The organism is Aquimarina sp. AWH4_224, assembly GCF_056160245.1.
The window spans coordinates 212,286-231,885 of sequence record NZ_JBSWWU010000008.1 but is presented as its reverse complement, the minus strand read 5'-3'; the positions used below and the strand labels follow the sequence as shown (position 1 = coordinate 231,885).

Below are 19,600 nucleotides of genomic sequence, written 5' to 3'. Positions count from 1 at the left end.
AAGAAACATAAAAAAAAGCGATTTGAAAGTAAGTTCAAATCGCTTTTGTATATAAGTAAAATAACATCAGTATATATTACACGGCTATTTCAGGTTTATGCAGACTTACAACGGTCAGTACTGCTATACCATTCACCCAATAATAGTAGGAATCAATTCCTTTGAATCCGAAAATAGTAGGTGCTAAAATGAATAACACAGCAACTGCAAAATCTACAATAAGGTGAAAACGATACGATAATACTCTAAACACTCCTAAGTGATGATCCGTTAATAGTGTCAATACAAAGGCTGCAATTCCTATAGCTACCGATAGTTGCAATGCTATCGGGTTAGAGCTTCCTAATCCCAATATGAAGGGTAATACAATCAATGCTATAGCTACTGGGTAGTCTAAAAATGCATGTATTCTTTTGGTTACAAATTTCATAATTATTGTTTTTATATGGGGGTTAATACTAGTTGTGGGTTTTGCTCAGTTTATTCCAATTCTTATCAGCAACACCTTTTAATTTTCCGTGATTATTCTCTGCCAACCACAGTTGTTTAGCATCCAACTCTACATTGTTTAGGTATAAGTAGTATTTACCATCTTTCACGATAAATTTATTTGGATCTACTCTAAACTTTGCTCCGGCATACACTCCAAAAGCACAGTATCCACCGTATTGAGGAACATATTTTGCAGGATTTTTGTCGAAAGTTGCTTTTTGCTCTGCAGAGGTAAAGTAGTATGCTATTTTGTTGTATTCTGACTTGTAATTCTTATTTCCTCTTTGTGCTAGTCCAAGATCTAAGTATGATACTGCACTATATCCTTGAAGTGCAATATTACTATTGTCAATATTATTGGCCATTTTATCTTGAGCCGAAATTGTTGTGGTCAGCGAAAATGCTGCGATTACTAATACTAATTTTAAAGTTTTCATTTTTTCTATTTTTTTAATGTTTGTGATTTTTTGTTTGTTATTCTGCGTTGAAGTATTCTTCCTGGATTACTTGCCCTTCATTATTCCATATTCTACGGATGATTTCATGCCAGTAGATTTTGCTTCCGTCTTTCATATCAAAATCGAAAGTGAATTCTGAAGCGGATACGTTTCCGTCTACGATAGAATGATGATGTTGAATGCCGTTTACATTGGCGATAGATCCTGCAAAACCTTCCATTTTGGCAACCATTTCTGCCTTGTTGCTGGTTTTACCATCACCATAGTCCGAGGTAATAGCATTGTCTGCGAAGAATTCTTTTACTGCGTCTACAATAGCTCCTTGACTTACTATTGCATCCATTTTTGTTACTTGTTCTTTAATATTCATCTTTTTATTTTTTTAGTGAATTAATACACTGCAAAGATGAATCAGAATCAAGGGTTTGTTGCTACAAAAAAAGGACTAAGAATTGTACTTTTTTAATTTGAAATCTGTGGGTGTAGTACCTGAATAATGTTTAAAAAATCTGGAAAAGTGATTGGGCTCTTCAAACCCTAATTGCGCTGCTATGGCTGATATAGGTTGATCTTCGATTAGCATGAGCTTGGCAGTATTGATCAATTCTAATCGAATCAACTGTCCAAAAGAAGTGTTCATTTTGGATTGTACTTTTTTGGATAAGGATTTTATAGAAAGGTTCATTTTGTCCGCATAGAACCCTAAGGATCTCTCTTGTGTATGATACTTTTTGAGAAGCTCGATGATATCCTGTGTGAACAGATCTCTGTTTTTGAAATCAAAGTTTTCCCTAAATTGTTTGGGAGTTTGCCCCATAGAGTTCTTAAATACACGATTAAAATAGGCATCATCTTTAAACCCTAATTCGTAAGAAATCTCTTGGATGTTTTTATCCGTAAAAGCCACTTCTTTGAGACTTTCTTGTAATCTCTTGGCGCTCATTAAGTTTTTGATGGATAAACCAATTTTATTTTTAACCAGAGACTGCGCATTATAACCGCGATCATTAATTAGGTCTACCAAATCGGTACTCGTTAAGTTATTAGAATATTCATCATCGATCACCTCTTTTACATCAAAAATGACATGATATTCTTCCTTATTGGCTTTAAAAGGATTTTGCCAGTACCATTGTTTGGAGGAAATGTCAATGATATCAGCAGAATTATCGGTTAATACAGATTTGGATAAAAAAGTATTGCACTCCTCACATTCTAATAAATCGATATACCCTAAAGAGATGAGGTGTTTAAACAAAACGCGTACGTCGTTATTATAAAACTTATCTTCATTACCGAATTCAATTCTTCTTACCAGGAAATCATTAGATAAGAATTTAATGTATTGCCCTTTTTCCAGGAAAATAGCTTTCTCTTTCCAATCAAAATAATTTTTGAAATCAACTTGAATGCTCCCTTCTCCGGATAAAATATGAATAAGAGTATGCCTTTCTATAAAGTATACCTTATTAATTTCGGGAGTAAATTTTTCTACCTTTTGCATTCAGTTGCTTTATCTAATTGAAGAGATCTTGCAAAGATAAATATTTTGTAAAAATTGATATCGTTGTTCAAACGTTATTTGGGTATGGGATTGAAACTCCTTCTGAAGCTTGATCACTGTTGTTTCCAGTTGTTTTGTAAATATGCCAAAGCTTCTACCAATGCTTGCTCTGATGATTTAGGAGAAAACCCCAATTCGACCCTTGACTTTTGGATGTTATAGTCTTGTTTCAAACCATAAAACATATCCAAATAATGACGTTGTAATAAAGGCTCTCTTCCAGATAGATATGACCATAACTCCATGATCGTAGCTATCATATACAGTAAAAACCTAGGGGCTCTTATCGGAGTTTTAATCTTTAGATTAGGGTATTGCTTGGAGGCTATGGCTACACTTTCATATAAACTAGTGTGTTTTTCATTGGCTAAGATATATCGTTCCCCATCCTTACCTTTTTGCATCGCTTGGTATGCGCCAAGAGCTGCATCTTTAACGTCTATCCAATTAAGCGTGATATTGGTATCAATGGGAATCTCTTTGTTTAAGATCTGAAAGACCAGATGATTAGAATAACTTAATTTATGAGCGACACTTCCGATCATTGCTGAAGGTAAAATAAGGACCGTTCGGATTCCATATTTCTTTCCTAACGAAAGTGCAAGTTGATCGGAGTCGTTTTTTGAATTGTAATACCAATTTCTCCGATCTTTGTTATATCCATTTTCAGGGCAGGCTGGAAGCTTGGTGAAATCCAATGCAGCTACAGAACTGACATAAACGATATTTTTGACACCGCATTCTTTGGCAATATCGAATACATTTTGTGTACCTTGGATATTGGTGTCGTAAATTTCTTTTTTGGGGTGCTTGGCCCACATATTAAAATTAGCTGCTACCGCATAAACATTTGTAACACCGGTAAGAGTAGCTCTCAAAGAGTCTTTGTTCGTAATATCGGCATGTACGACTTCGCATTTAAGTCCTTCAAAGGGAGTAAGGTTGTTGATGTTTCTTACTGTAGCGCGGACCTTTTGATTTTTTGATAGTAGTAATCTAACCAGATTGTTACCAAGGTGCCCATTTGCCCCAGTAACCAAGGAAATTTCGTTGCTCATACATTTTGGTGTTTGAGCAAATCTCGGAACTTAAGAAGGAATCAAAAATAACATTTGTTAGAAAGTGATTTGCTTCCGGATCCTACTCAGAGACTGAGGTTCTATGCCAAGGAAAGAGGCAATGTTTTCTACAGATACCTGTAATGCTAGTTCAGGAGTTTGTTTGATAAACTTAAGATAACGCTCTTTGGCCGTTAATGTTTGAAAATCATGCACACGCTCCATTTTACAGTGAAGACTCTCGTTGATAATGGCTTCAGTCAATTGATTCCATTTGGTATCGGATTGTTTCAGAAGATCAAAATTGGTTTTAGAAATTCGGTATAATTTGCAATCTGTAATACTCTCAAAACAATCTTCTGAGGGAGTGCCATTCATAAAACTATCTAATGCCGTAAAAAAAGTAGTATTTCCTACGAGATGCTCTACAATTATTTTTCCGTTTTTATTTTTATATCCTTTTAGAATTCCTTCTACCACGAAGTACAAATAGGATTCGGTTTTTCCCTCTTGGATGATGATAGATTTTTTGGGGAACTCTACATAGACAAACAGTTGTTCGAGTAAAGCAATCTCTTTCTGTAATAATTGGATTTTTTGTTCAAAAAAAGAGATTAGTTGATCCATATGTGCTGTTGTACAAAAATTTTATATTAGTTAGATTTTAGTATCGATCTTAAACAAAAAGGACGACTTGAGTCCAAACTATGATATTAACTTGGTGATGACCTGAGTTTCGCTATGTAACGTTTTATGTACAGGACACTTGTCTGCGATTTGCAGAATACGTTTGATTTGTTTCTCGTCGAGTTCTCCTTCTAATTTGATTTCTCTTTCGAAAGTATCTATTATAGCATTTGGATCTTCGCAATTCTCGCAATCAATAGCATGAGTTTTACCATAACTTGTATGTACTTCTACATTCTCTAGCTTCCAACCTTTTCTTGCAACGTACATTTTTATCGTCATTGCTGTACAAGCAGATAGACCAGCAGAAACCAACTCATAGGGCGAAGGACCAAAATCTTTTCCACCAACACTTTCGGGTTCATCGGCAACCATGTAGTGATTTCCTACTTTCATTTGGGTGGTATATCCTTCACTATCATCCAAACTAGCCACAACCTGATGTTGACTATTAATTTTTGGTGTTTCAGGAATATCGACGTATCTAGAAGCCCAACCCGCAATCACTTTTCCGACATAAACTGAGTCTTCTTTTCGCATCAATAAGTGATCTGCTCCGTCTAGGGATACAAAACTTTTAGGATGTCTTGCGGCAATATAAATTTCTTCGGCATTTTTTATCTCTACGGTAAGATCCTGAGGAGAGTGCATGACCAAGAGCGCTTTATTCAAATTTTTGGCTACTTCGGGGAGCGATTTGGTTTGCAGGTCATCTATAAATTGTTTTTTGATCGTAAAATCTCGACCACTAAGATTGACTACCGCTTTACCATTGGCCTCTATCTCTTCGAGATTGCTTTTTAGTAAGTGAGTAACATGCTTAGGGTTAGAAGGGGCGCCTACGGTAACTACTGCTTTGATCGAGTCCAATTCGGAAGCCGCAAATATGGCAGCAGCTCCACCCAAAGAGTGTCCAATTAATACAGTAGGAGCTTGATACTCTTCTTTCAAAAAATTAGCGGCAGCTACAAGGTCTTCTACATTGCCCGAGAAATTAGTGTCTTCAAAATCACCCTCACTTTCTCCTAATCCAGTAAAATCAAAACGCAAAACCCCAAAACCTTGCGAAGTAAGTCCACGACTAATATTTCGTACAGCACTCAGATTTTTATTACAGGTAAAACAGTGAGCGAACAATGCAAAATTATGTGGGTGTTGATCGGCAGGTAACTCTAGTCGACCAGAAAGTTTTTGGCCTTCAGAATTGATAAAGGAGACTTTGGATAAACTCATTGGTGTTATTTTTATGGTAATGTCGAATTTTTTGGTGTAAAATAAATTTTATTGGTATTAAAAGTATGTTAAAGAAATGAGGGCTTTTGTTGATTTGTAGGGGATAAGTTTTGATAAAACTCAAGATTTTGCACTGGATAATTTATTAAATTATAAGGAATTACCCAATGGAACAATTTTGAGCCTGAAAACAAAAATAATACTAACACTCGGCAGCATACTTTTGATTGCTCTGATCTTGTATTTGCGTAAGGACTATTGTAAATGTAAGGACCGGATTTCTTATCAGAATATAGATCTCAATAAAGAGATAGATCTGGATGTGCTATATACTCCTGCTGATAGTACCGAATTGCAAAGTATTCTTTTATCCTGGAAGAATTTTTCCGAAGAGAGTGATACCTATCAAACGGTCAATAAAAGTGGATATTTTTATAACCGAAATTTGTTGGTAGTTCGGCATACAGTGCATGGTGCACAACATTATGGAGCAATTGTATTGCCCAAAGATTATGACGAGAACAAAAAATATCCTCTGTTAGTTTGGGCAAACGGTTTGGATCAGTCTAACCCTACGGTAGATTTGAGAGGTTTGGGAAAGGTGTTTATGCATCTTAAGGACTACTTTATTTTAGTGCCGTCTTACCGAGGACAAGCTCTGGTAGCAAACGGTCGCCGGTATTGCTCAGATGGCTTTTTTGGAGATGCTTTTGATGGCGCTACAGATGATGCATTACGACTTCTAGCGTTGGCGAAGAACGAGTTTAAAGGAATAGACAGTAATAGAGTTGTTGTTAGTGGTACAAGTAGAGGGGGAACAGTAGCGCTTTTGATGGGGATTCGAGATCCTGGGATTAATGCGGTGATATCTATAGCGGCACCAACGAATTTCTTTTCTGAAGAAATGTATAATCGTTATACCAAACAGTATAAGTACCAGTTCCTAAGTCATAAAAAATCCATTATGGAGATACGAGCTAAAATGATCAAGAGTTCTCCGATTTATTTTGTAGAAAAATATCCCAATGCTCTATTGTTAATTCATGGTGAAAATGATAAAATAGTGCCTGTTTCTCATGCACACAAGATGATTGCTAAACTAAAGCAAAAAGAGAATTTTGAATATCGAATTACCGATCAGGGGCATGCCATTGATAACCAAACCCGATATATTATGGATTGGTTGCGCCAGCATAATTAATTCTTCTTATCATTTAGGCATGAATAACTTGTGCTTATAGAAATCATCCATGCCCGATGAAAAGTAATAATAACCTCTGGTTTATGTGTCAAGCCCAAGAATCATCTAATTCATGCTGTTTTGATTTTCAATGTGATTCCAGGTGTAGGTCCGTCTTTTTTGCCAGTTTCCTTTACTGTCAATATCAAAAGAAGTGGTGATCAATTCACCATCTTTGAGCGTTGATCGATGTCCATGAATTGTCTTTTTTCCATTAGGTGCTACAAATTCCTGGATTAATTCTGAGATTTGATCCTTTTTTAGCGTTAAAGGGCCTTTTCCGATTGTGCCATCTGCTCCATACTGAATGATGACTCCTCGATTTTTGTCATAATCCCAATATTGCCTGAACTCCCATAAAACCCCCTGTTTTTTCCCATTAATCAATCCGTATAACTTTCCAGTGATACTGTGTTTGCCAACACCCCAGTCCCAGTACATTCCATATTGATCAAAGGGTTCGTTTTGATTTTGGTAAGATGTATTGTCGGTAATCCAGGTTCCTGTAGAAGCTTTCATGTTTTCAACAAACCAATCGGGGATCTTTTGTTGGGCACTGGCAGTGCTTAAAAACAAAATTATCAATAGTTTTAGTACTGATTTCATAGTTGAGTTGTTGAAATTTGTTTGTTGTTTTCTGCCAGATGTTGCCAGTTATCAAGAAGATATTCGGTGTCTTCTTTTGCTTGCTTGGTGCCCATGGATAAGAAATATCCGCTCAAAAAAGGGTTTTTGAATTCGTAAGTAAAATCCAATACTAATCGAGTTTGAAAAGGGCTTACCGTTTCTACTCTCCATAATCCTGACAAAGATTTTAATGGAAATGGATAATCTTCTCGTTCTGTATGGACCTTAAATTGAAATTCTTTACCGGGTTCCCAAACGGTACAGGTCTCTTCCCAACTACTACCATCTGGTGCACTGCATACTCTTTTCATGCCAAGTCCTTGTCCTTCGGTAATTTCTACATGATGAATGTTGGGAGCAGTTACCTCGTGATAATTACCTACATCTGCAATGATATTCCATACTTTATCTTTTGGAGCATGAATTATTCGTTCTGCGGTAAAATGTTGCTCTCCTTTTGCTTTAGGGTACTGGATAAATCCATAACCTAACAATAACACTATATCTAATACCAAGAAAAGTGCTAGTACTTTTAAAATTTTACGTATCATAACTTTTGCTTTTTGTTGTCATAAAATTAGTTCAGAAAATCACTGAATACTCAGTAAATAGGGTGCTCTTAATTAATTGAAACTCATTTTTGGTTCTTTCTCTCAACCAAGGGTTTTCTATTTAATTAAGGTGTACTATTTTTATACTATGAATAGTATTGAGTCATCTGCTTTTATCATAACCTTTTTATTAGGAGGGGTTATTTTGATCGGTTGTTTTATCTTATTGGTGGTACTTAAAAGCGTTACCTTAAAACATTCCCGATTTTTTTTAGCGATTACTTTACTTGGGCTCATACAGCATTTGTTTACTTACCTTTTGTTTACCACACAATTGATCAAAGTATGGCCTCATTTGTTTGGATTGGGATATCCATTATTGTTTTTGGCAGGCCCTTGCTTTTTCCTTTTTATAAAGTATTACGGGGAATCTTCTTTTAGTTTTAAAAGATGGAATTTCCTGCACTTTCTGCCTTTTTTGATGATGTTGATTTTTTTTGTCCCCAAGTACTTCTATAGTGCTGCAGAAAAACAAGAAATCATCACCTATTATTATGATCTTTTACCTAATGGGGTAGTAGCGCTTTCAGATTGGCTTCAGGCCAGTTTGCATTTAGTGTTGTTGTTAGTTTATGCAGTAGCCGCTTTTATGTTGATACAAAAAAGAGATAAAACCAATAGTGTATTGTTGAAGAGATTCAGTATCCTTATGGGGATTTTGGCTTTTACCGAGATTTTGTTACAAGCAGGTTTTTTACTTACGGGAGCTTCAGCAATTACTGCAGAGATTGTTTTGGCAGGTTTGATGGCAATTACCGTACTTCTTTTAGGATATTGGATTGTAGACATAAAGCAGGTGTTACCGGTATTAGAAGGAAAGAAATATAAAACATCTCCCGTATCTCAACAGCAGGCAGTACTGATTGAGAAAAAAATCCATAACTTTTTGGTAAAAGAAGAAAACTATTTGGATCCTAATCTTAAAGTTGCCGATTTGGCGGATGGATTACAAATACCTTCACATCATATTTCGCAGGTATTAAGCGAAAGAATGAACACTAATTTCTATACAATAATCAATCACTATAGAGTTGATAAAGCAAAGGAGCTCTTAGCATCGGGTGCACTAGAAAAAATATCCGTTCAGGCAGTAGGCGAAGAGTGTGGCTTTAGCAGTAAAACTAGCTTTTATAGGGCTTTTAAGAAGATAACAGGAATGACACCTGCTCAATATCAATCCTATCAGATCTCCTAAGCCTAAAGTTTATTCAATAGTTCGGTGGTAGACAAAATTGTTGCAAATTCATCTTTTAGGCTTGCAATGGCGGTATCATGGATCAATTGAGCGTTATACAACTCACCGTTGGCACCTGTTTTATTAAAAGTAGCTACTGCATCATCAATAAGATAAGTTTCAAATCCAAAATTACCCGCCATTCTGGTCGTGGTAGAAACACAGTGATCTGTGGTTAACCCTACGATGACTATAGTATTGATGTTATTTTGTTCTAGTTGTGTTTTAAGGTCAGTACCGATAAAAGCACTGTTAACTTCTTTTTCGATAATGGGTTCGTTGGGTTTGGGAGTATTAAACTCCATAAAAGCATTACCCGGATTGTTTTTGGACAGGGGAGAGTTGGGATTTGTAGAACAGTGCTTGATATGAAAAACAGGCAATTCGTGATCTCTCCATACAGAAAGAAGCGTCTCCATGTTTTTCTCTGCATTTGGGTTATTACGTTCTCCTCCCCAATACGGAATATCTTCAAACCCTTTCTGAATATCTACTAATAAAAGTGCTGGTTTTTTTGCTTTAAAACTTCCCATTATTGATCTTGCTTTTTTCTAAAGTCGGTATTAAAAAACACTCCTAACTGCAAACGATCAAAATTAATTCCTGTGAAATGGTTTTTCAAATAACCAAACTGGATGCTTAAGTTGTCTTTTACATTATACCCAACAGCACCATATAAACGGTTTTGCCCAAAAATAGGCTCCTGGAGATTAATGAACACCTCGTCATACACATTCAAAAACCACTTATCATCAATAGGATACGTAAGTTGTAAACGATATCGTGCTCTATGTTCAGTAAAATCATCTACTTGTGTGCTTATAAATCGCTGTTCTAAACGGTATCTGTGTTCAAACTTGAATTTGCCTACTTTATTTTTTAAAATAAATTGCTGGAAAATTCGATGCTCGTTGCTGTTTTCTTCTCCGGGAATATCTTCAAAACTACCATCCGTATTGATATATCCATACCCCAAAGTGACTATTGCGTTTTCATTGATGTGATAATTAAGCCCAGTACGCAGCAAAAGTTGATTAAAAGTCGATGCCACTTCATAAAATCGGAATTGCGCTTCAGAATGAATACTTAACTTATCGCTTACTCTATTGGTACCAAAATACATATACCATGCTCCCCATTCGTCTTCTCCAGTTTCTTGAGAAAAACAGTGAGCCATAAAAAAACAACAGAGAACGGATAAAATAATTTTCTTCATTATGTGCGATTTAGATGTAAAGATATGCTAGAATTTAGCCCGTAAATTTCAGATAATATAAAATATTATCAGACTTCTTAAGAAGTTAAAAATCTGTTAAACCCTAAGGATGATGATTTAAGCTTTTATAATGAACAACAAAAGTATCTCAAAAACAGGTGTTTACCCTTTTTGATTAGGTGGTTTTCCTCTGTTTTAAAACCTTGGGTAAGAATAATTTTGGGTAAGAGATGATGTTTAACAGTTGATAAATTAATACTATGGAAAATATACAGCATAATGGATATGATACTCATCCTGAAAATTTTGATGAGTATTATTTTGAAGATGATTTAGGGTATTATGATCATTATGAAGATGAAGATGATCGATACGAGTCGGCAGCAGGGGTTTCTGCAGGTGCCGCAGTAGCAGGACTTACATTCGATATCTTGTCTAGCACGATGACCACTTTTACCAAAGGGGACTTAAAGGTAGTCATGCCTAACGGACCAATTGGAGTCACGGCTTCAGGGATTCCTAGCAATATCAGAAGTCAATTAAGAACGGTAAGACCAAGGGCAAGAACGATATTCAAATACCGTAAAACAAATCCAATTTCCGGGATAGAGCAAGTAAATATTCAATTGACTTGTAGAGTTCAGTACAATGGTCCATCTGTACAGGCGACCTTTGGTTTTGCAGCTGGTGGTACTAGATCCAGGTTAATGAGGGATAGTAAAGTTACTATTAGAAATCCGCTTAGTCTGGAAAGGCAACCTACCTCTTCAGCATGGCGTAAAGTAGGGATCAATGTATATCCTGTGGTGACCATCCCAATTGAAGTTTCTGTAGATCATCCCTGGCCACAGTCTAATGATCATTGGACATTTGATTTAGTGATTAGTGGAATGTACGGTTTTGGAAGAAAAAAAGGACACCGAGCTGTAAGAAATATGAGGCATGTAAAAAATTAAGACGAGCATAACCTAGTTATGCTCGCCCCAAATACTATTAAAATTTATAATCTTAAGATTCTTTCTCTATTTTGGTTGAATTTGTAGAGCCATCGTTTATGATTTCTGCATCTTTTCCTTTTAGATGAGTCTCTAAAAACTTGAGAATTCTTCCGTAGGCTTCAATTTGATTTTCTTTTTTAACAAAACCATGACCTTCATCTTCAAACAAAACATATTCTACAGGAATTCCATTTTTTCTTACTCCTTCAACAATCTCATCAGATTCTACCTTTAATACTCTAGGATCTTGTGCTCCCTGAAGCACTATCAAAGGCTTTTTTACTTTTTCTGTGTGGAATAGCGGAGATATTTTTCGAAGTCTAACAGAATCAGCGGTGTTTGGATCTCCCATTTCTGTATAGAGTGCATCTTTAAATGATTCCCACCATGGTGGAATACTTTTAAGGGTTCTCAACCAGTTAGTAACTCCAAATATATTAACTCCAACCTCAAATTCATCAGGTGCGTAGGTTAATGCAGCCATTGTCATATATCCTCCATAAGATCCTCCAATGATTCCAATTTTGGAAGGATCAATAATATCTTGAGTTTTTAACCAGTCTTTTCCAGCGATACAGTCTTTCAAATCTTTATCACCATGATTTTGATCATCCATCTTGTAGAATGACTTACCATATCCACTACTACCACGATTATTTACTGCTAAAACAGCATAACCGTGATTTACCAAATACTGTATAACCGAGCTGAAACCTTGTCTTGACTGACCACCAGGCCCACCATGTACCCAAACTAATGCAGGAACTTTATTATCTGCAGTTGCCTCTTTTGGTTTATAATAGATCGCGGGGATCTCTAACCCATCAAAAGATTTATAGCGTACAACTTCTGCAGAAACAAGGTCGTCTGGATTGATATCTTTGTTAAGCACATCTGTCAACTTATGGTATTCTTTTGTACTTAAATCATACGAATAGGAATTGGTTGGTGTGTTAGATCCTCCAACACGCAATGAAGCCATAGATTCATCTCTGGAGAAACTTGCACTGTTAATTTGTTGGTTCTCAATTTGAGGGAATTCTACCGTATTACCAGTCTCCACTTCTTTTACAGACATTACTGTTTTAGCATCCTCATTGCTAAATAGAACTTGATATTTTCCATTTCTGGTAAAATAGAAGTTACTAATGTCCCACTTTTTTTCAATTACTTTTTCTTTGGTGCCATCTTCAAGATTGTACTTCATTAAGTAACTAAACTCGGCATTATCATCAGTGGTGTAATAAAAAGCTTTGCCATCTGGAGAGAAATCTTGAGGAGAATTACCACTTATGTTGTCATTGACCTTGATTTTTTCGTTTGTCTTTGTATTTAACAAAAACAGATCATTATCATTGGTATTGATTGGTTTTGTTAGTGCAATATAATTACGATCATTAGACATCCCCCCAAATTGCATCCCATCTTCATTTTTGTAGACCATTTTGGGTTCAAAGTTGGTAATATCCATTTCATAATGATCCATGAACTTTGGATTTCGTTCATTACTACCATAAAAGAAACTTTTACCGTCTTGTGACCATCCTCTAAATAACGCTCTTACATTTTTTTCTGGAGTTAGTCTTTTGATCCCAGATTCATCTTTTACAAAGAGTTTAAAGATTTCATCTCCATTTCCATCCATTCTAAAGAGAATTCGATCATCTTTTGGGAAATAAGATATTCCAAATATTGATGAACTATCTGAGGCGGTTACAGGTTTAAATTCTCCTCCTTTGGCAGGTACCGTATACATGTTATAAATTCCAGATCGGTTACTGGTCATAAGGACTGTGGATTTGTCTGCTGAAAACCCATTGGCAAATGCATTCTCATTATCCATGAATTGTTCAATGGAATACTGCTCGATCTTGATGGGTTGCTGCGCGACTTCCTCTTTCTTTTCCTCTTTACAGGAGAATAAAAGAAGTGCGCACAAACTAAGCACAATTGTTTTTTTCATGATGTATATGTATTTATTCGAGATTAAATTGTTTGGTTTCTTTAAATGGAGAAATGTCTAATGTTTCTATAGTCTCTTTATAGGTTTTCCAATCTTGATCAAAAAATGTATTGGTTTTTCCCAATGCCTCCTTCAAAGCATCTTTGGCTTGTTTCAGTAAGGTGTTTTCAGTTGAGGTCAATCCGGTTTGTCTTGAACCCACGTAAAAAGTAGCTGTGTTTAATCGCTGCGTCACTGTTACTTCTGGATTTCGAGTGATACCTTGCCTTTTATCTTCTTTACCAATGTAGTAGGCCATTACACTATCTATTTTTTTAGAAACGTCTTTGGATAATTTAATTTGTTCTTTATACTTCTCTTTGTCCTCTTTTTTAAGTTTCTTTTGAAACTCAGCCGTTACGTCCTTACTTTCTATAAGTTGTTGTACTGCATTAAGCATAGTCCCTTTCATTTTTTGAATCTCTTTTGACGCAGTATATACCTCATTGATATTTTTTTGCGATACATTCAATCTTGGATCAGATTTCACCTGGATAGTAGTTTCAGACTTCTGATCTCCATACTCCATAACTACTTTGTATGTACCTGGTTTTACTTCAACTCCTGCAGGTTCTACTTTAGGTTTTACAATTTTTCGGGTTGGATTTTGAACTCCTTTTTCGGTCATATCCCATACCATTTTATAAAAACCTGTAGAATCTGGTGCTTTTTGTTTTAGGGTTCTGATGAGTTCATTGTTGTTATATACTTTCAATTGTATAGAGTCCCATTTTACAATCGCTTCTTCGTTTTCGCTATCCGCATCATCTTCCTTACTTTTTTTCTTCTCTATTTTTTGTGCTTGCACATAATACGAGATTAAAGCACCTTCTTTTCTATTTTCTGCACTGTATAACGCATCCCCTCCAAAACGAGTGCCCGTAGGCTGTTGGTAGGCTGCTTGATATCCAATAGGAGGATTAAAAACATGCAGTTTCTTATTCAAAATGGATTTGTCTTTTGCCAATGCTCGTAACGGTTTGATATCGTCCAGTACCCAGGCTGCTCTACCAAAAGTACCGATCACCAAATCATCTTCTCTGGTTTGTATAACTAAATCCTTTACAGAAACTGTAGGAAAACCAGCAGTCCATTTTGTCCATTTAGCGCCTGCATTTAAGGAAATATAGAGTCCATCATCGGTCCCTAAAAACAATAGATTTCGCTCAATAGGATCTTCTACAATACTTAGCGCATAACTGGTCACATCGTTTTGATCCACGATGCGACTCCATGTCTTACCATAGTCTGTTGTGCGATATGCATACGGAGTATAATTGTACCTTCTATAATCATTGGCAATCAAAAGTGCTTCGCCTTTCTTTTTGTTCGAAGCTTTGATTTGAGCAATCCAGCTTCCTTGCGGTAACCCTTTGATATTTTTGGATACATCCGTCCAGTTGCTTCCGCCATCTTGAGTGATATGTACACGACCATCGTCGGTACCTACCCAAAGCATACCTTGTTCCAGAGTAGAAGGTTCTACCACCAAAATAGTACAATGGTTTTCTGCACCTGTAGCATCCATGGTAAGACCTCCACTTTCGGATTGCTTTTGTTTTTCTGGATCATTGGTAGTAAGATCTGGAGAAATCACTTCCCACGTAAGCCCTTTGTCAGTACTTTTATGCACAAATTGACTACCAAAGTAAAGCGTGCTATTATTGAAAGGGTCGATATTAATTCCTGAGTTCCAGTTAAAACGAAGTTTTACTTTTGGGTCTGGATGTATTGGTCTTACGATATAATTATTTCCTGTTTTCCAATCGTATCGTACCACGAAACCCTGTTGGCTCATCGACCATCCGTATTGCGAATTATCTTTATCCGGTACAACGTCGAATCCGTCTCCAAAAGATATTTCCTGCCAATATGAATTTCTGATCCCCTGATCTCTCCATACATAGGCAGGCCCTCGCCAACTACCATTATCTTGCATTCCTCCGTATACATTATATGGAAATTCATTATCAACATTGATATGATAGAACTGTGCTACGGGAAGATTTCCGATAAACCTCCAGGTTTTTCCACCATCTTTGGTAATGTTGAGTCCTCCATCGTTACCATCAATCATAAAATTCCCATTTTGAGGATGAATCCACCAGGCATGATGATCTGGGTGCACTCCATTGTTAGCATTATAGGCTGGCATAAGTTGCGTGAAGTTTTTACCTCCATCTTCAGAAACATTTACATAGGTAAAAATAGAATAAACACGATTTTCGTTTTGTGGATCAACGTATATATCAGAATAGTAAAAAGGACGGTTTCCTATATCCTTTTTGTTGTTCACCATTTTCCAGTTAAATCCTCCATCTTCAGATTTGTACAATGCATTTTTTTTAGCCTCAATTAGTGCATAGATAATATCTGGTTTGTTTTGAGCAATTGCTAATCCGATTCTACCTAGATTACCTTCTGGTAATCCATCTTTATCAGTTCTTTGTTCCCATGTTTTTCCTCCATCATGGGTAATATACAATCCAGAACCTTTTCCTCCGGATTTAAAAAACCAAGGATCTCTTTTATGTTCCCAAAGAGCAGCAATAAGTTTATTGGGGTTTTTTGGGTCCATTATCAAATCGGCAGCTCCCGTTTTATTATTAGTAAAGAGAATTTTTTTCCAGGTAATTCCGCCATCGGTAGTTTTAAAAATACCGCGATCAGGATGTTCTCCCCAAGGAGAACCAATAGCAGCAGCGTAAACCGTATTTGGATCGGTAGGATCAATAATCACTCTATGGATATGGCGGGTTTTTTCGAGTCCCATCAGTTTCCAGTGTTTTCCACCATCAAGAGATTTGTAAATTCCATAACCACCATTCAAACTATTTCTTGGGTTTCCTTCTCCGGTACCTACCCAGACTACAGAAGGATTCGATTGTTGAACGGCCACAGCCCCAATAGACGCCGTAGCTTCATTGTCAAATACAGGGTCCCATTTGATCCCTCCAGAGGTAGATTTCCATAAACCACCAGACGCGGTTCCGGCATAGATGATATCTGGATTTGAGTTTACTACATCGATTGTAGTTACACGACCGCTCATCCCTCCAGGACCAATATTTCTTGGAGTAAGATCTTTGATTAAGTCGATATTAAAATCTTGTGCACTTAGATATGAAAGGGAGCAAAATAGAATTAGAAATAAAATTTTTTTCATGAGATGAAAACGAGTTAATTATAGATGAATTTGTTGTTCTAAATGAGTTAAAAAATATATGTTAGGGTATTTTTCTTTTAAGGAAGAAAGTTCCTTTTCTTTTATTCGTGGTGAAATATGTGTGGCTATAGTATACTTAGGATTGATGTGTTTTTTGAGTAAGGTTGATGCATCCTCCTCTAATAACATCCAGTAGGGAAGTATCGCAATATCAATTCGTTCTTGAACTAACTGTAGTTGGTCAAAAAGTTTGATTTCCTCAAGCCAACTGGTATCTCCCAAGTGTAATATCTTTTGGTGATCAAACTCTACAATATATCCAACGTTTTGTATTGATCGATGTCGTTTACCCGCATGATCCACTTTCATACCTGTTATTTTTAGAGCTCCAACGTTGATCGTTTGCTTGATATAATCCGATGTTTTTATGGTAAAACTTTGATCTTTAAATGTTTTTAGACTATCTGTAATTTGTTGTGCTCCAAAAACCACAGCTTTTGAATTCGATTTCAGATAATTTGATGTTAGAGTAGTGCTAAAATGATCACCGTGATGATGTGTGAAAAGAATAGCATTTGGGGTATAATGGGTATGAATTTTTTTGATTAGCTCAGCATTAGGGTACAGATAATCTTCGCCATATTTGGTATGTAAACCGTCTATCAAAACTGAAATGTCTTTTCCTGCCAGATGCACTCCCATATTACCAATATATGTAATGGTAATTTTATCTTGGGATATCCCTAAAGAACACATCAGAAAGGGAATCAGGATAAGAACCGTTCTAAACACTACAAACAGGATTGAGTTATGTGCTCTAAAGGTACTAAAATGAAAATGTCAAATTCTTAAAGGGGTGTTAAGGTGAATTCACTACATTTAACACATCAAAAAAAATAGCACATGAAATTCATAGAACTTACCTTAAAAAATCATATGATTGTCCATGGGTTTGATGCAAGAAACAAGGAGATTATAGAAGAAGTAGAAGTAAAAGAAGCTTCGAAAAAACTCGTAGCTATAGATCGAATATTATCCGTGAGTGAAAAATATATCTTAACCAAATATACCCACGACCGTATCATTTATTGGGAATATCAGGAAAGTTATGATGAAATAAAAGGGATACTTTCTAAATATCTCTAAGGCTTCATAATTTTGGAATTGTCACTATATCTAGCAGAGATCAGTTTGAAATCTTTGTCCACTTTAATAATGATTCTTTTCCCGGTATGAAGATTTACCATTTTCCATCGGAAACCATAAGAGGTTTCAAAAATAGAAGATCTAGCAGTTTTGCGGATATCAATCTCATCAATACCTTCGATGATTTCATTGGCTAACAGATCCAAACCGCGTTGTTTTTCTTCGTCTTTGGGAATTTCTCTATCACGAGGGTTTTGAACTTGTTCAATGCTTAATAAACATTCAATATTAGCGTATAGTCGTGGAGATACTAAAAGTGAGGAGCACAAAAAAAGAAAGAGTATGTAATGTTTCATAAGCGAAATATTTTCGAATTACATACCTTGCTTGTAGGAGCAAAAAATGCAATTACACTTGGTTTACGTTTGTTTTCATAGGGCGTATTTGCTAATGCTTTAACAATAATCTAAAATAAGGGTATTATAAAATTAACCTATACCTCAGGCTTTTTGTGGTATTGTTTTGTTAAAAAAACCGTAATTTTTCTTAAAATTCGTAGTTTTTAACAGTTTTGTTTAGTAAATAAACAAGAAAAATAAACGAAACTTATTGGTGTGCTATCGTTTTCTATTTAATTCGTAATCATGGATTTGCCTTCCTAATTCTGCCAAAAAAGGAATTCCTATTTCCTCATACTCATATTGATCATCGTTAAAAATTCTATTCTGATTTACATGAATTGTTGCCGATAATAAAAATTCAACATTGTTTTTTGTATCCAAGATATAGGCGCAATCTGTAAGATATCCATAGGCATAGCCCACTTTATTATGTATTTGAATATGTTGAGGAATATTTTTTTTGCTATCCCCAAACATGAAAAACTTGCCATAAGCATCATAGTATTTATTCTTATCAAAACCAAGATCGGCAGGTGTTCTTTTCATCGTCTGGGTAACAAATTCACTGTCCGATTTTGTGAGACGAAATTGCTGGTTCTCGGGGAATAGTTCTGGGAAATGTATTCGTTTCATAATCCCATGCAATGAAGATAACGGCAGGTAATTTTTCTCTGAAAAATCTTTAGGTTTTTGCATCAGAGAATCGTTATAAATGTAACCAATACCTTTTTGGGTTCGTTGTAATGTCAATTTTGAAGGTATTTTATTTTCTATTGCGTTTTGCAGATAAACCGGGATGCTATCATCAAGATGTTGTTTAAAAACAATGGATTGTGTCTTAGGGTTATGAGAAAAAAAGGCAGATAGTCGATGCGAAATGCTTCCAGGAATGTTTTTGTCTGCCAGTCTTTTGTTAATATCGTCTTGTCCTAGGAATTCGAATAATCGATTATAAGCTAGGTTACTGCTTATCCCGAAGATTTTTTCTATTTCTTTTTCCAAATTTGAATAGAGGGTGTCGTTTTGTGTTTTGAAATGGGTATGTAAATCAATAGGTACCCCTTGTTTTTGTAGCTCATTTAATTTCTCGAGAGCTAATAATGCCACAGGCAGTTTTACAGTACTGGCAGGATAAAAGTATACACTGTCGTTTACGTTATATTGGTGATCTTCAAAAGTAATATTGCCTTCCTCATCTCGGTGAATTTGTGAGTAGATGATTTGCACTTCATGATCTTCAACATTCGAAATGACTTTGTTAATAATTTCACTATCAGAATACAAAATGGTATCTAAAGGGGACTTTTTGGAACAAGACAGTATGCAAAGAGGAAAAACAAGAAATAGAAAAAGCTTTGATAGTTTTTTTTGAGGTGTAAAGTTCCTTACCTGCTTCATAATAATTATCGCCTCTATTGCAAAAGGCATTTTATCGTTTGTTAATATTACATCTATTCGTAGGGTATA

20 protein-coding genes are annotated in these 19,600 nt (G+C 35.8%); 4 read left to right on the top strand and 16 right to left on the bottom strand.

What is annotated here, in order from left to right:
• Positions 1 to 76: 76 nt before the first annotated feature.
• The 7 genes from ACXAGJ_RS16785 to ACXAGJ_RS16755 all read right to left on the bottom strand — a co-directional run bounded on the left by ACXAGJ_RS16785 (position 77) and on the right by ACXAGJ_RS16755 (position 5,492).
• Positions 77 to 430 (bottom strand): hypothetical protein, encoded by a 354-nt coding sequence (locus ACXAGJ_RS16785; RefSeq protein WP_474841282.1) that lies wholly within the window; start codon positions 428 to 430, stop codon positions 77 to 79.
• A gap of 28 nt (positions 431 to 458) precedes the next feature.
• A complete protein-coding gene (locus tag ACXAGJ_RS16780; protein WP_073314821.1) occupies positions 459 to 929 on the bottom strand; it encodes a YHS domain-containing (seleno)protein in 471 nt (156 codons plus the stop codon).
• A gap of 37 nt (positions 930 to 966) precedes the next feature.
• On the bottom strand, positions 967 to 1,320 hold the full coding sequence (locus ACXAGJ_RS16775) for a hypothetical protein (RefSeq protein WP_073314819.1): 354 nt from the start codon (positions 1,318 to 1,320) through the stop codon (positions 967 to 969).
• Between the two features lie 75 nt (positions 1,321 to 1,395).
• Positions 1,396 to 2,454 carry a helix-turn-helix transcriptional regulator gene (locus ACXAGJ_RS16770; protein WP_474841281.1) on the bottom strand — a complete coding sequence of 353 codons (1,059 nt, stop codon included), beginning with the start codon at positions 2,452 to 2,454 and terminating at the stop codon, positions 1,396 to 1,398.
• Between the two features lie 113 nt (positions 2,455 to 2,567).
• Positions 2,568 to 3,572, bottom strand: a complete 1,005-nt coding sequence (locus ACXAGJ_RS16765) for an NAD-dependent epimerase/dehydratase family protein (RefSeq protein WP_474841280.1) — start codon at positions 3,570 to 3,572, stop codon at positions 2,568 to 2,570.
• Between the two features lie 57 nt (positions 3,573 to 3,629).
• The gene (locus tag ACXAGJ_RS16760) at positions 3,630 to 4,199 is read right to left on the bottom strand and encodes a Crp/Fnr family transcriptional regulator (RefSeq protein ID WP_474841279.1); all 570 of its coding nucleotides are present in this window, start codon (positions 4,197 to 4,199) and stop codon (positions 3,630 to 3,632) included.
• 78 nt (positions 4,200 to 4,277) lie between these two features.
• Positions 4,278 to 5,492: a bifunctional alpha/beta hydrolase/OsmC family protein gene (locus ACXAGJ_RS16755; protein WP_474841278.1), complete on the bottom strand. Its 1,215-nt coding sequence runs from the start codon at positions 5,490 to 5,492 to the stop codon at positions 4,278 to 4,280.
• Positions 5,493 to 5,715: 223 nt separating this feature from the next.
• Here ACXAGJ_RS16755 and ACXAGJ_RS16750 point away from each other — a divergent pair, with 223 nt between their 5' ends.
• Entirely contained in the window at positions 5,716 to 6,693 is a 978-nt protein-coding gene (locus ACXAGJ_RS16750) for an alpha/beta hydrolase family protein (RefSeq protein WP_474841277.1), read from the top strand.
• A 105-nt stretch (positions 6,694 to 6,798) separates the two neighbouring features.
• Here the strand turns inward: ACXAGJ_RS16750 and ACXAGJ_RS16745 are convergent, their stop codons facing one another.
• Both ACXAGJ_RS16745 and ACXAGJ_RS16740 read right to left on the bottom strand, forming a co-directional pair.
• On the bottom strand, positions 6,799 to 7,338 hold the full coding sequence (locus tag ACXAGJ_RS16745) for a hypothetical protein (RefSeq protein WP_474841276.1): 540 nt from the start codon (positions 7,336 to 7,338) through the stop codon (positions 6,799 to 6,801).
• A complete protein-coding gene (locus ACXAGJ_RS16740) occupies positions 7,335 to 7,910 on the bottom strand; it encodes an SRPBCC family protein (RefSeq protein WP_473286150.1) in 576 nt (191 codons plus the stop codon). Before ACXAGJ_RS16740 ends, ACXAGJ_RS16745 begins: the two co-directional genes overlap by 4 nt.
• Positions 7,911 to 8,058: 148 nt before the next feature.
• Between ACXAGJ_RS16740 and ACXAGJ_RS16735 the strand changes: the two genes are divergently transcribed.
• Positions 8,059 to 9,165 (top strand): helix-turn-helix transcriptional regulator, encoded by a 1,107-nt coding sequence (locus tag ACXAGJ_RS16735; RefSeq protein WP_474841275.1) that lies wholly within the window; start codon positions 8,059 to 8,061, stop codon positions 9,163 to 9,165.
• A 2-nt stretch (positions 9,166 to 9,167) separates the two neighbouring features.
• Here ACXAGJ_RS16735 and ACXAGJ_RS16730 read toward each other — a convergent pair whose 3' ends face one another.
• Together ACXAGJ_RS16730 and ACXAGJ_RS16725 are read right to left on the bottom strand one after the other, a co-directional pair.
• Complete coding sequence (locus ACXAGJ_RS16730; protein WP_474841274.1) at positions 9,168 to 9,737, bottom strand: cysteine hydrolase family protein; 570 nt, start codon at positions 9,735 to 9,737, stop codon at positions 9,168 to 9,170.
• The gene (locus ACXAGJ_RS16725) at positions 9,737 to 10,420 is read right to left on the bottom strand and encodes a DUF2490 domain-containing protein (protein WP_474841273.1); all 684 of its coding nucleotides are present in this window, start codon (positions 10,418 to 10,420) and stop codon (positions 9,737 to 9,739) included. Before ACXAGJ_RS16725 ends, ACXAGJ_RS16730 begins: the two co-directional genes overlap by 1 nt.
• 260 nt (positions 10,421 to 10,680) lie before the next feature.
• Between ACXAGJ_RS16725 and ACXAGJ_RS16720 the strand changes: the two genes are divergently transcribed.
• Positions 10,681 to 11,376 (top strand): hypothetical protein, encoded by a 696-nt coding sequence (locus tag ACXAGJ_RS16720; RefSeq protein ID WP_474841272.1) that lies wholly within the window; start codon positions 10,681 to 10,683, stop codon positions 11,374 to 11,376.
• A 52-nt stretch (positions 11,377 to 11,428) separates the two neighbouring features.
• Here the strand turns inward: ACXAGJ_RS16720 and ACXAGJ_RS16715 are convergent, their stop codons facing one another.
• From ACXAGJ_RS16715 to ACXAGJ_RS16705, 3 genes are read right to left on the bottom strand one after another with little or no spacing between them, the layout of a single operon-like run.
• A complete protein-coding gene (locus ACXAGJ_RS16715; protein ID WP_474841271.1) occupies positions 11,429 to 13,381 on the bottom strand; it encodes an alpha/beta hydrolase family protein in 1,953 nt (650 codons plus the stop codon).
• Positions 13,382 to 13,394: 13 nt separating this feature from the next.
• The gene (locus tag ACXAGJ_RS16710) at positions 13,395 to 16,586 is read right to left on the bottom strand and encodes a WD40/YVTN/BNR-like repeat-containing protein (protein WP_474841270.1); all 3,192 of its coding nucleotides are present in this window, start codon (positions 16,584 to 16,586) and stop codon (positions 13,395 to 13,397) included.
• A gap of 18 nt (positions 16,587 to 16,604) precedes the next feature.
• The gene (locus ACXAGJ_RS16705) at positions 16,605 to 17,378 is read right to left on the bottom strand and encodes an MBL fold metallo-hydrolase (RefSeq protein ID WP_474841269.1); all 774 of its coding nucleotides are present in this window, start codon (positions 17,376 to 17,378) and stop codon (positions 16,605 to 16,607) included.
• Positions 17,379 to 17,489: 111 nt separating this feature from the next.
• On the opposite strand from ACXAGJ_RS16705, the gene ACXAGJ_RS16700 reads away from it, so the two are divergent.
• Complete coding sequence (locus ACXAGJ_RS16700; RefSeq protein ID WP_474841268.1) at positions 17,490 to 17,732, top strand: hypothetical protein; 243 nt, start codon at positions 17,490 to 17,492, stop codon at positions 17,730 to 17,732.
• On the opposite strand, the gene ACXAGJ_RS16695 is transcribed toward ACXAGJ_RS16700, so the two are convergent.
• Together ACXAGJ_RS16695 and ACXAGJ_RS16690 are read right to left on the bottom strand one after the other, a co-directional pair.
• Positions 17,729 to 18,088 (bottom strand): hypothetical protein, encoded by a 360-nt coding sequence (locus ACXAGJ_RS16695; protein ID WP_474841267.1) that lies wholly within the window; start codon positions 18,086 to 18,088, stop codon positions 17,729 to 17,731. The genes ACXAGJ_RS16700 and ACXAGJ_RS16695 overlap by 4 nt on opposite strands.
• 261 nt (positions 18,089 to 18,349) lie before the next feature.
• Positions 18,350 to 19,561, bottom strand: coding sequence for a serine hydrolase (locus tag ACXAGJ_RS16690; protein WP_474841266.1), 1,212 nt, complete (start codon positions 19,559 to 19,561; stop codon positions 18,350 to 18,352).
• Positions 19,562 to 19,600: the final 39 nt, after the last annotated feature.

What these genes read in the sequence shown, in the direction of transcription:
- ACXAGJ_RS16785 (WP_474841282.1), bottom strand. Translation starts at nt 430, where the DNA reads ATGAAATTTGTAACCAAAAGAATACATGCATTTTTAGACTACCCAGTA.
- ACXAGJ_RS16780 (WP_073314821.1), bottom strand. Translation starts at nt 929, where the DNA reads ATGAAAACTTTAAAATTAGTATTAGTAATCGCAGCATTTTCGCTGACC.
- ACXAGJ_RS16775 (WP_073314819.1), bottom strand. Translation starts at nt 1,320, where the DNA reads ATGAATATTAAAGAACAAGTAACAAAAATGGATGCAATAGTAAGTCAA.
- ACXAGJ_RS16770 (WP_474841281.1), bottom strand. Translation starts at nt 2,454, where the DNA reads ATGCAAAAGGTAGAAAAATTTACTCCCGAAATTAATAAGGTATACTTT.
- ACXAGJ_RS16765 (WP_474841280.1), bottom strand. Translation starts at nt 3,572, where the DNA reads ATGAGCAACGAAATTTCCTTGGTTACTGGGGCAAATGGGCACCTTGGT.
- ACXAGJ_RS16760 (WP_474841279.1), bottom strand. Translation starts at nt 4,199, where the DNA reads ATGGATCAACTAATCTCTTTTTTTGAACAAAAAATCCAATTATTACAG.
- ACXAGJ_RS16755 (WP_474841278.1), bottom strand. Translation starts at nt 5,492, where the DNA reads ATGAGTTTATCCAAAGTCTCCTTTATCAATTCTGAAGGCCAAAAACTT.
- ACXAGJ_RS16745 (WP_474841276.1), bottom strand. Translation starts at nt 7,338, where the DNA reads ATGAAATCAGTACTAAAACTATTGATAATTTTGTTTTTAAGCACTGCC.
- ACXAGJ_RS16740 (WP_473286150.1), bottom strand. Translation starts at nt 7,910, where the DNA reads ATGATACGTAAAATTTTAAAAGTACTAGCACTTTTCTTGGTATTAGAT.
- ACXAGJ_RS16735 (WP_474841275.1), top strand. Translation starts at nt 8,059, where the DNA reads ATGAATAGTATTGAGTCATCTGCTTTTATCATAACCTTTTTATTAGGA.
- ACXAGJ_RS16730 (WP_474841274.1), bottom strand. Translation starts at nt 9,737, where the DNA reads ATGGGAAGTTTTAAAGCAAAAAAACCAGCACTTTTATTAGTAGATATT.
- ACXAGJ_RS16725 (WP_474841273.1), bottom strand. Translation starts at nt 10,420, where the DNA reads ATGAAGAAAATTATTTTATCCGTTCTCTGTTGTTTTTTTATGGCTCAC.
- ACXAGJ_RS16720 (WP_474841272.1), top strand. Translation starts at nt 10,681, where the DNA reads ATGGAAAATATACAGCATAATGGATATGATACTCATCCTGAAAATTTT.
- ACXAGJ_RS16715 (WP_474841271.1), bottom strand. Translation starts at nt 13,381, where the DNA reads ATGAAAAAAACAATTGTGCTTAGTTTGTGCGCACTTCTTTTATTCTCC.
- ACXAGJ_RS16710 (WP_474841270.1), bottom strand. Translation starts at nt 16,586, where the DNA reads ATGAAAAAAATTTTATTTCTAATTCTATTTTGCTCCCTTTCATATCTA.
- ACXAGJ_RS16700 (WP_474841268.1), top strand. Translation starts at nt 17,490, where the DNA reads ATGAAATTCATAGAACTTACCTTAAAAAATCATATGATTGTCCATGGG.
- ACXAGJ_RS16695 (WP_474841267.1), bottom strand. Translation starts at nt 18,088, where the DNA reads ATGAAACATTACATACTCTTTCTTTTTTTGTGCTCCTCACTTTTAGTA.
- ACXAGJ_RS16690 (WP_474841266.1), bottom strand. Translation starts at nt 19,561, where the DNA reads ATGCCTTTTGCAATAGAGGCGATAATTATTATGAAGCAGGTAAGGAAC.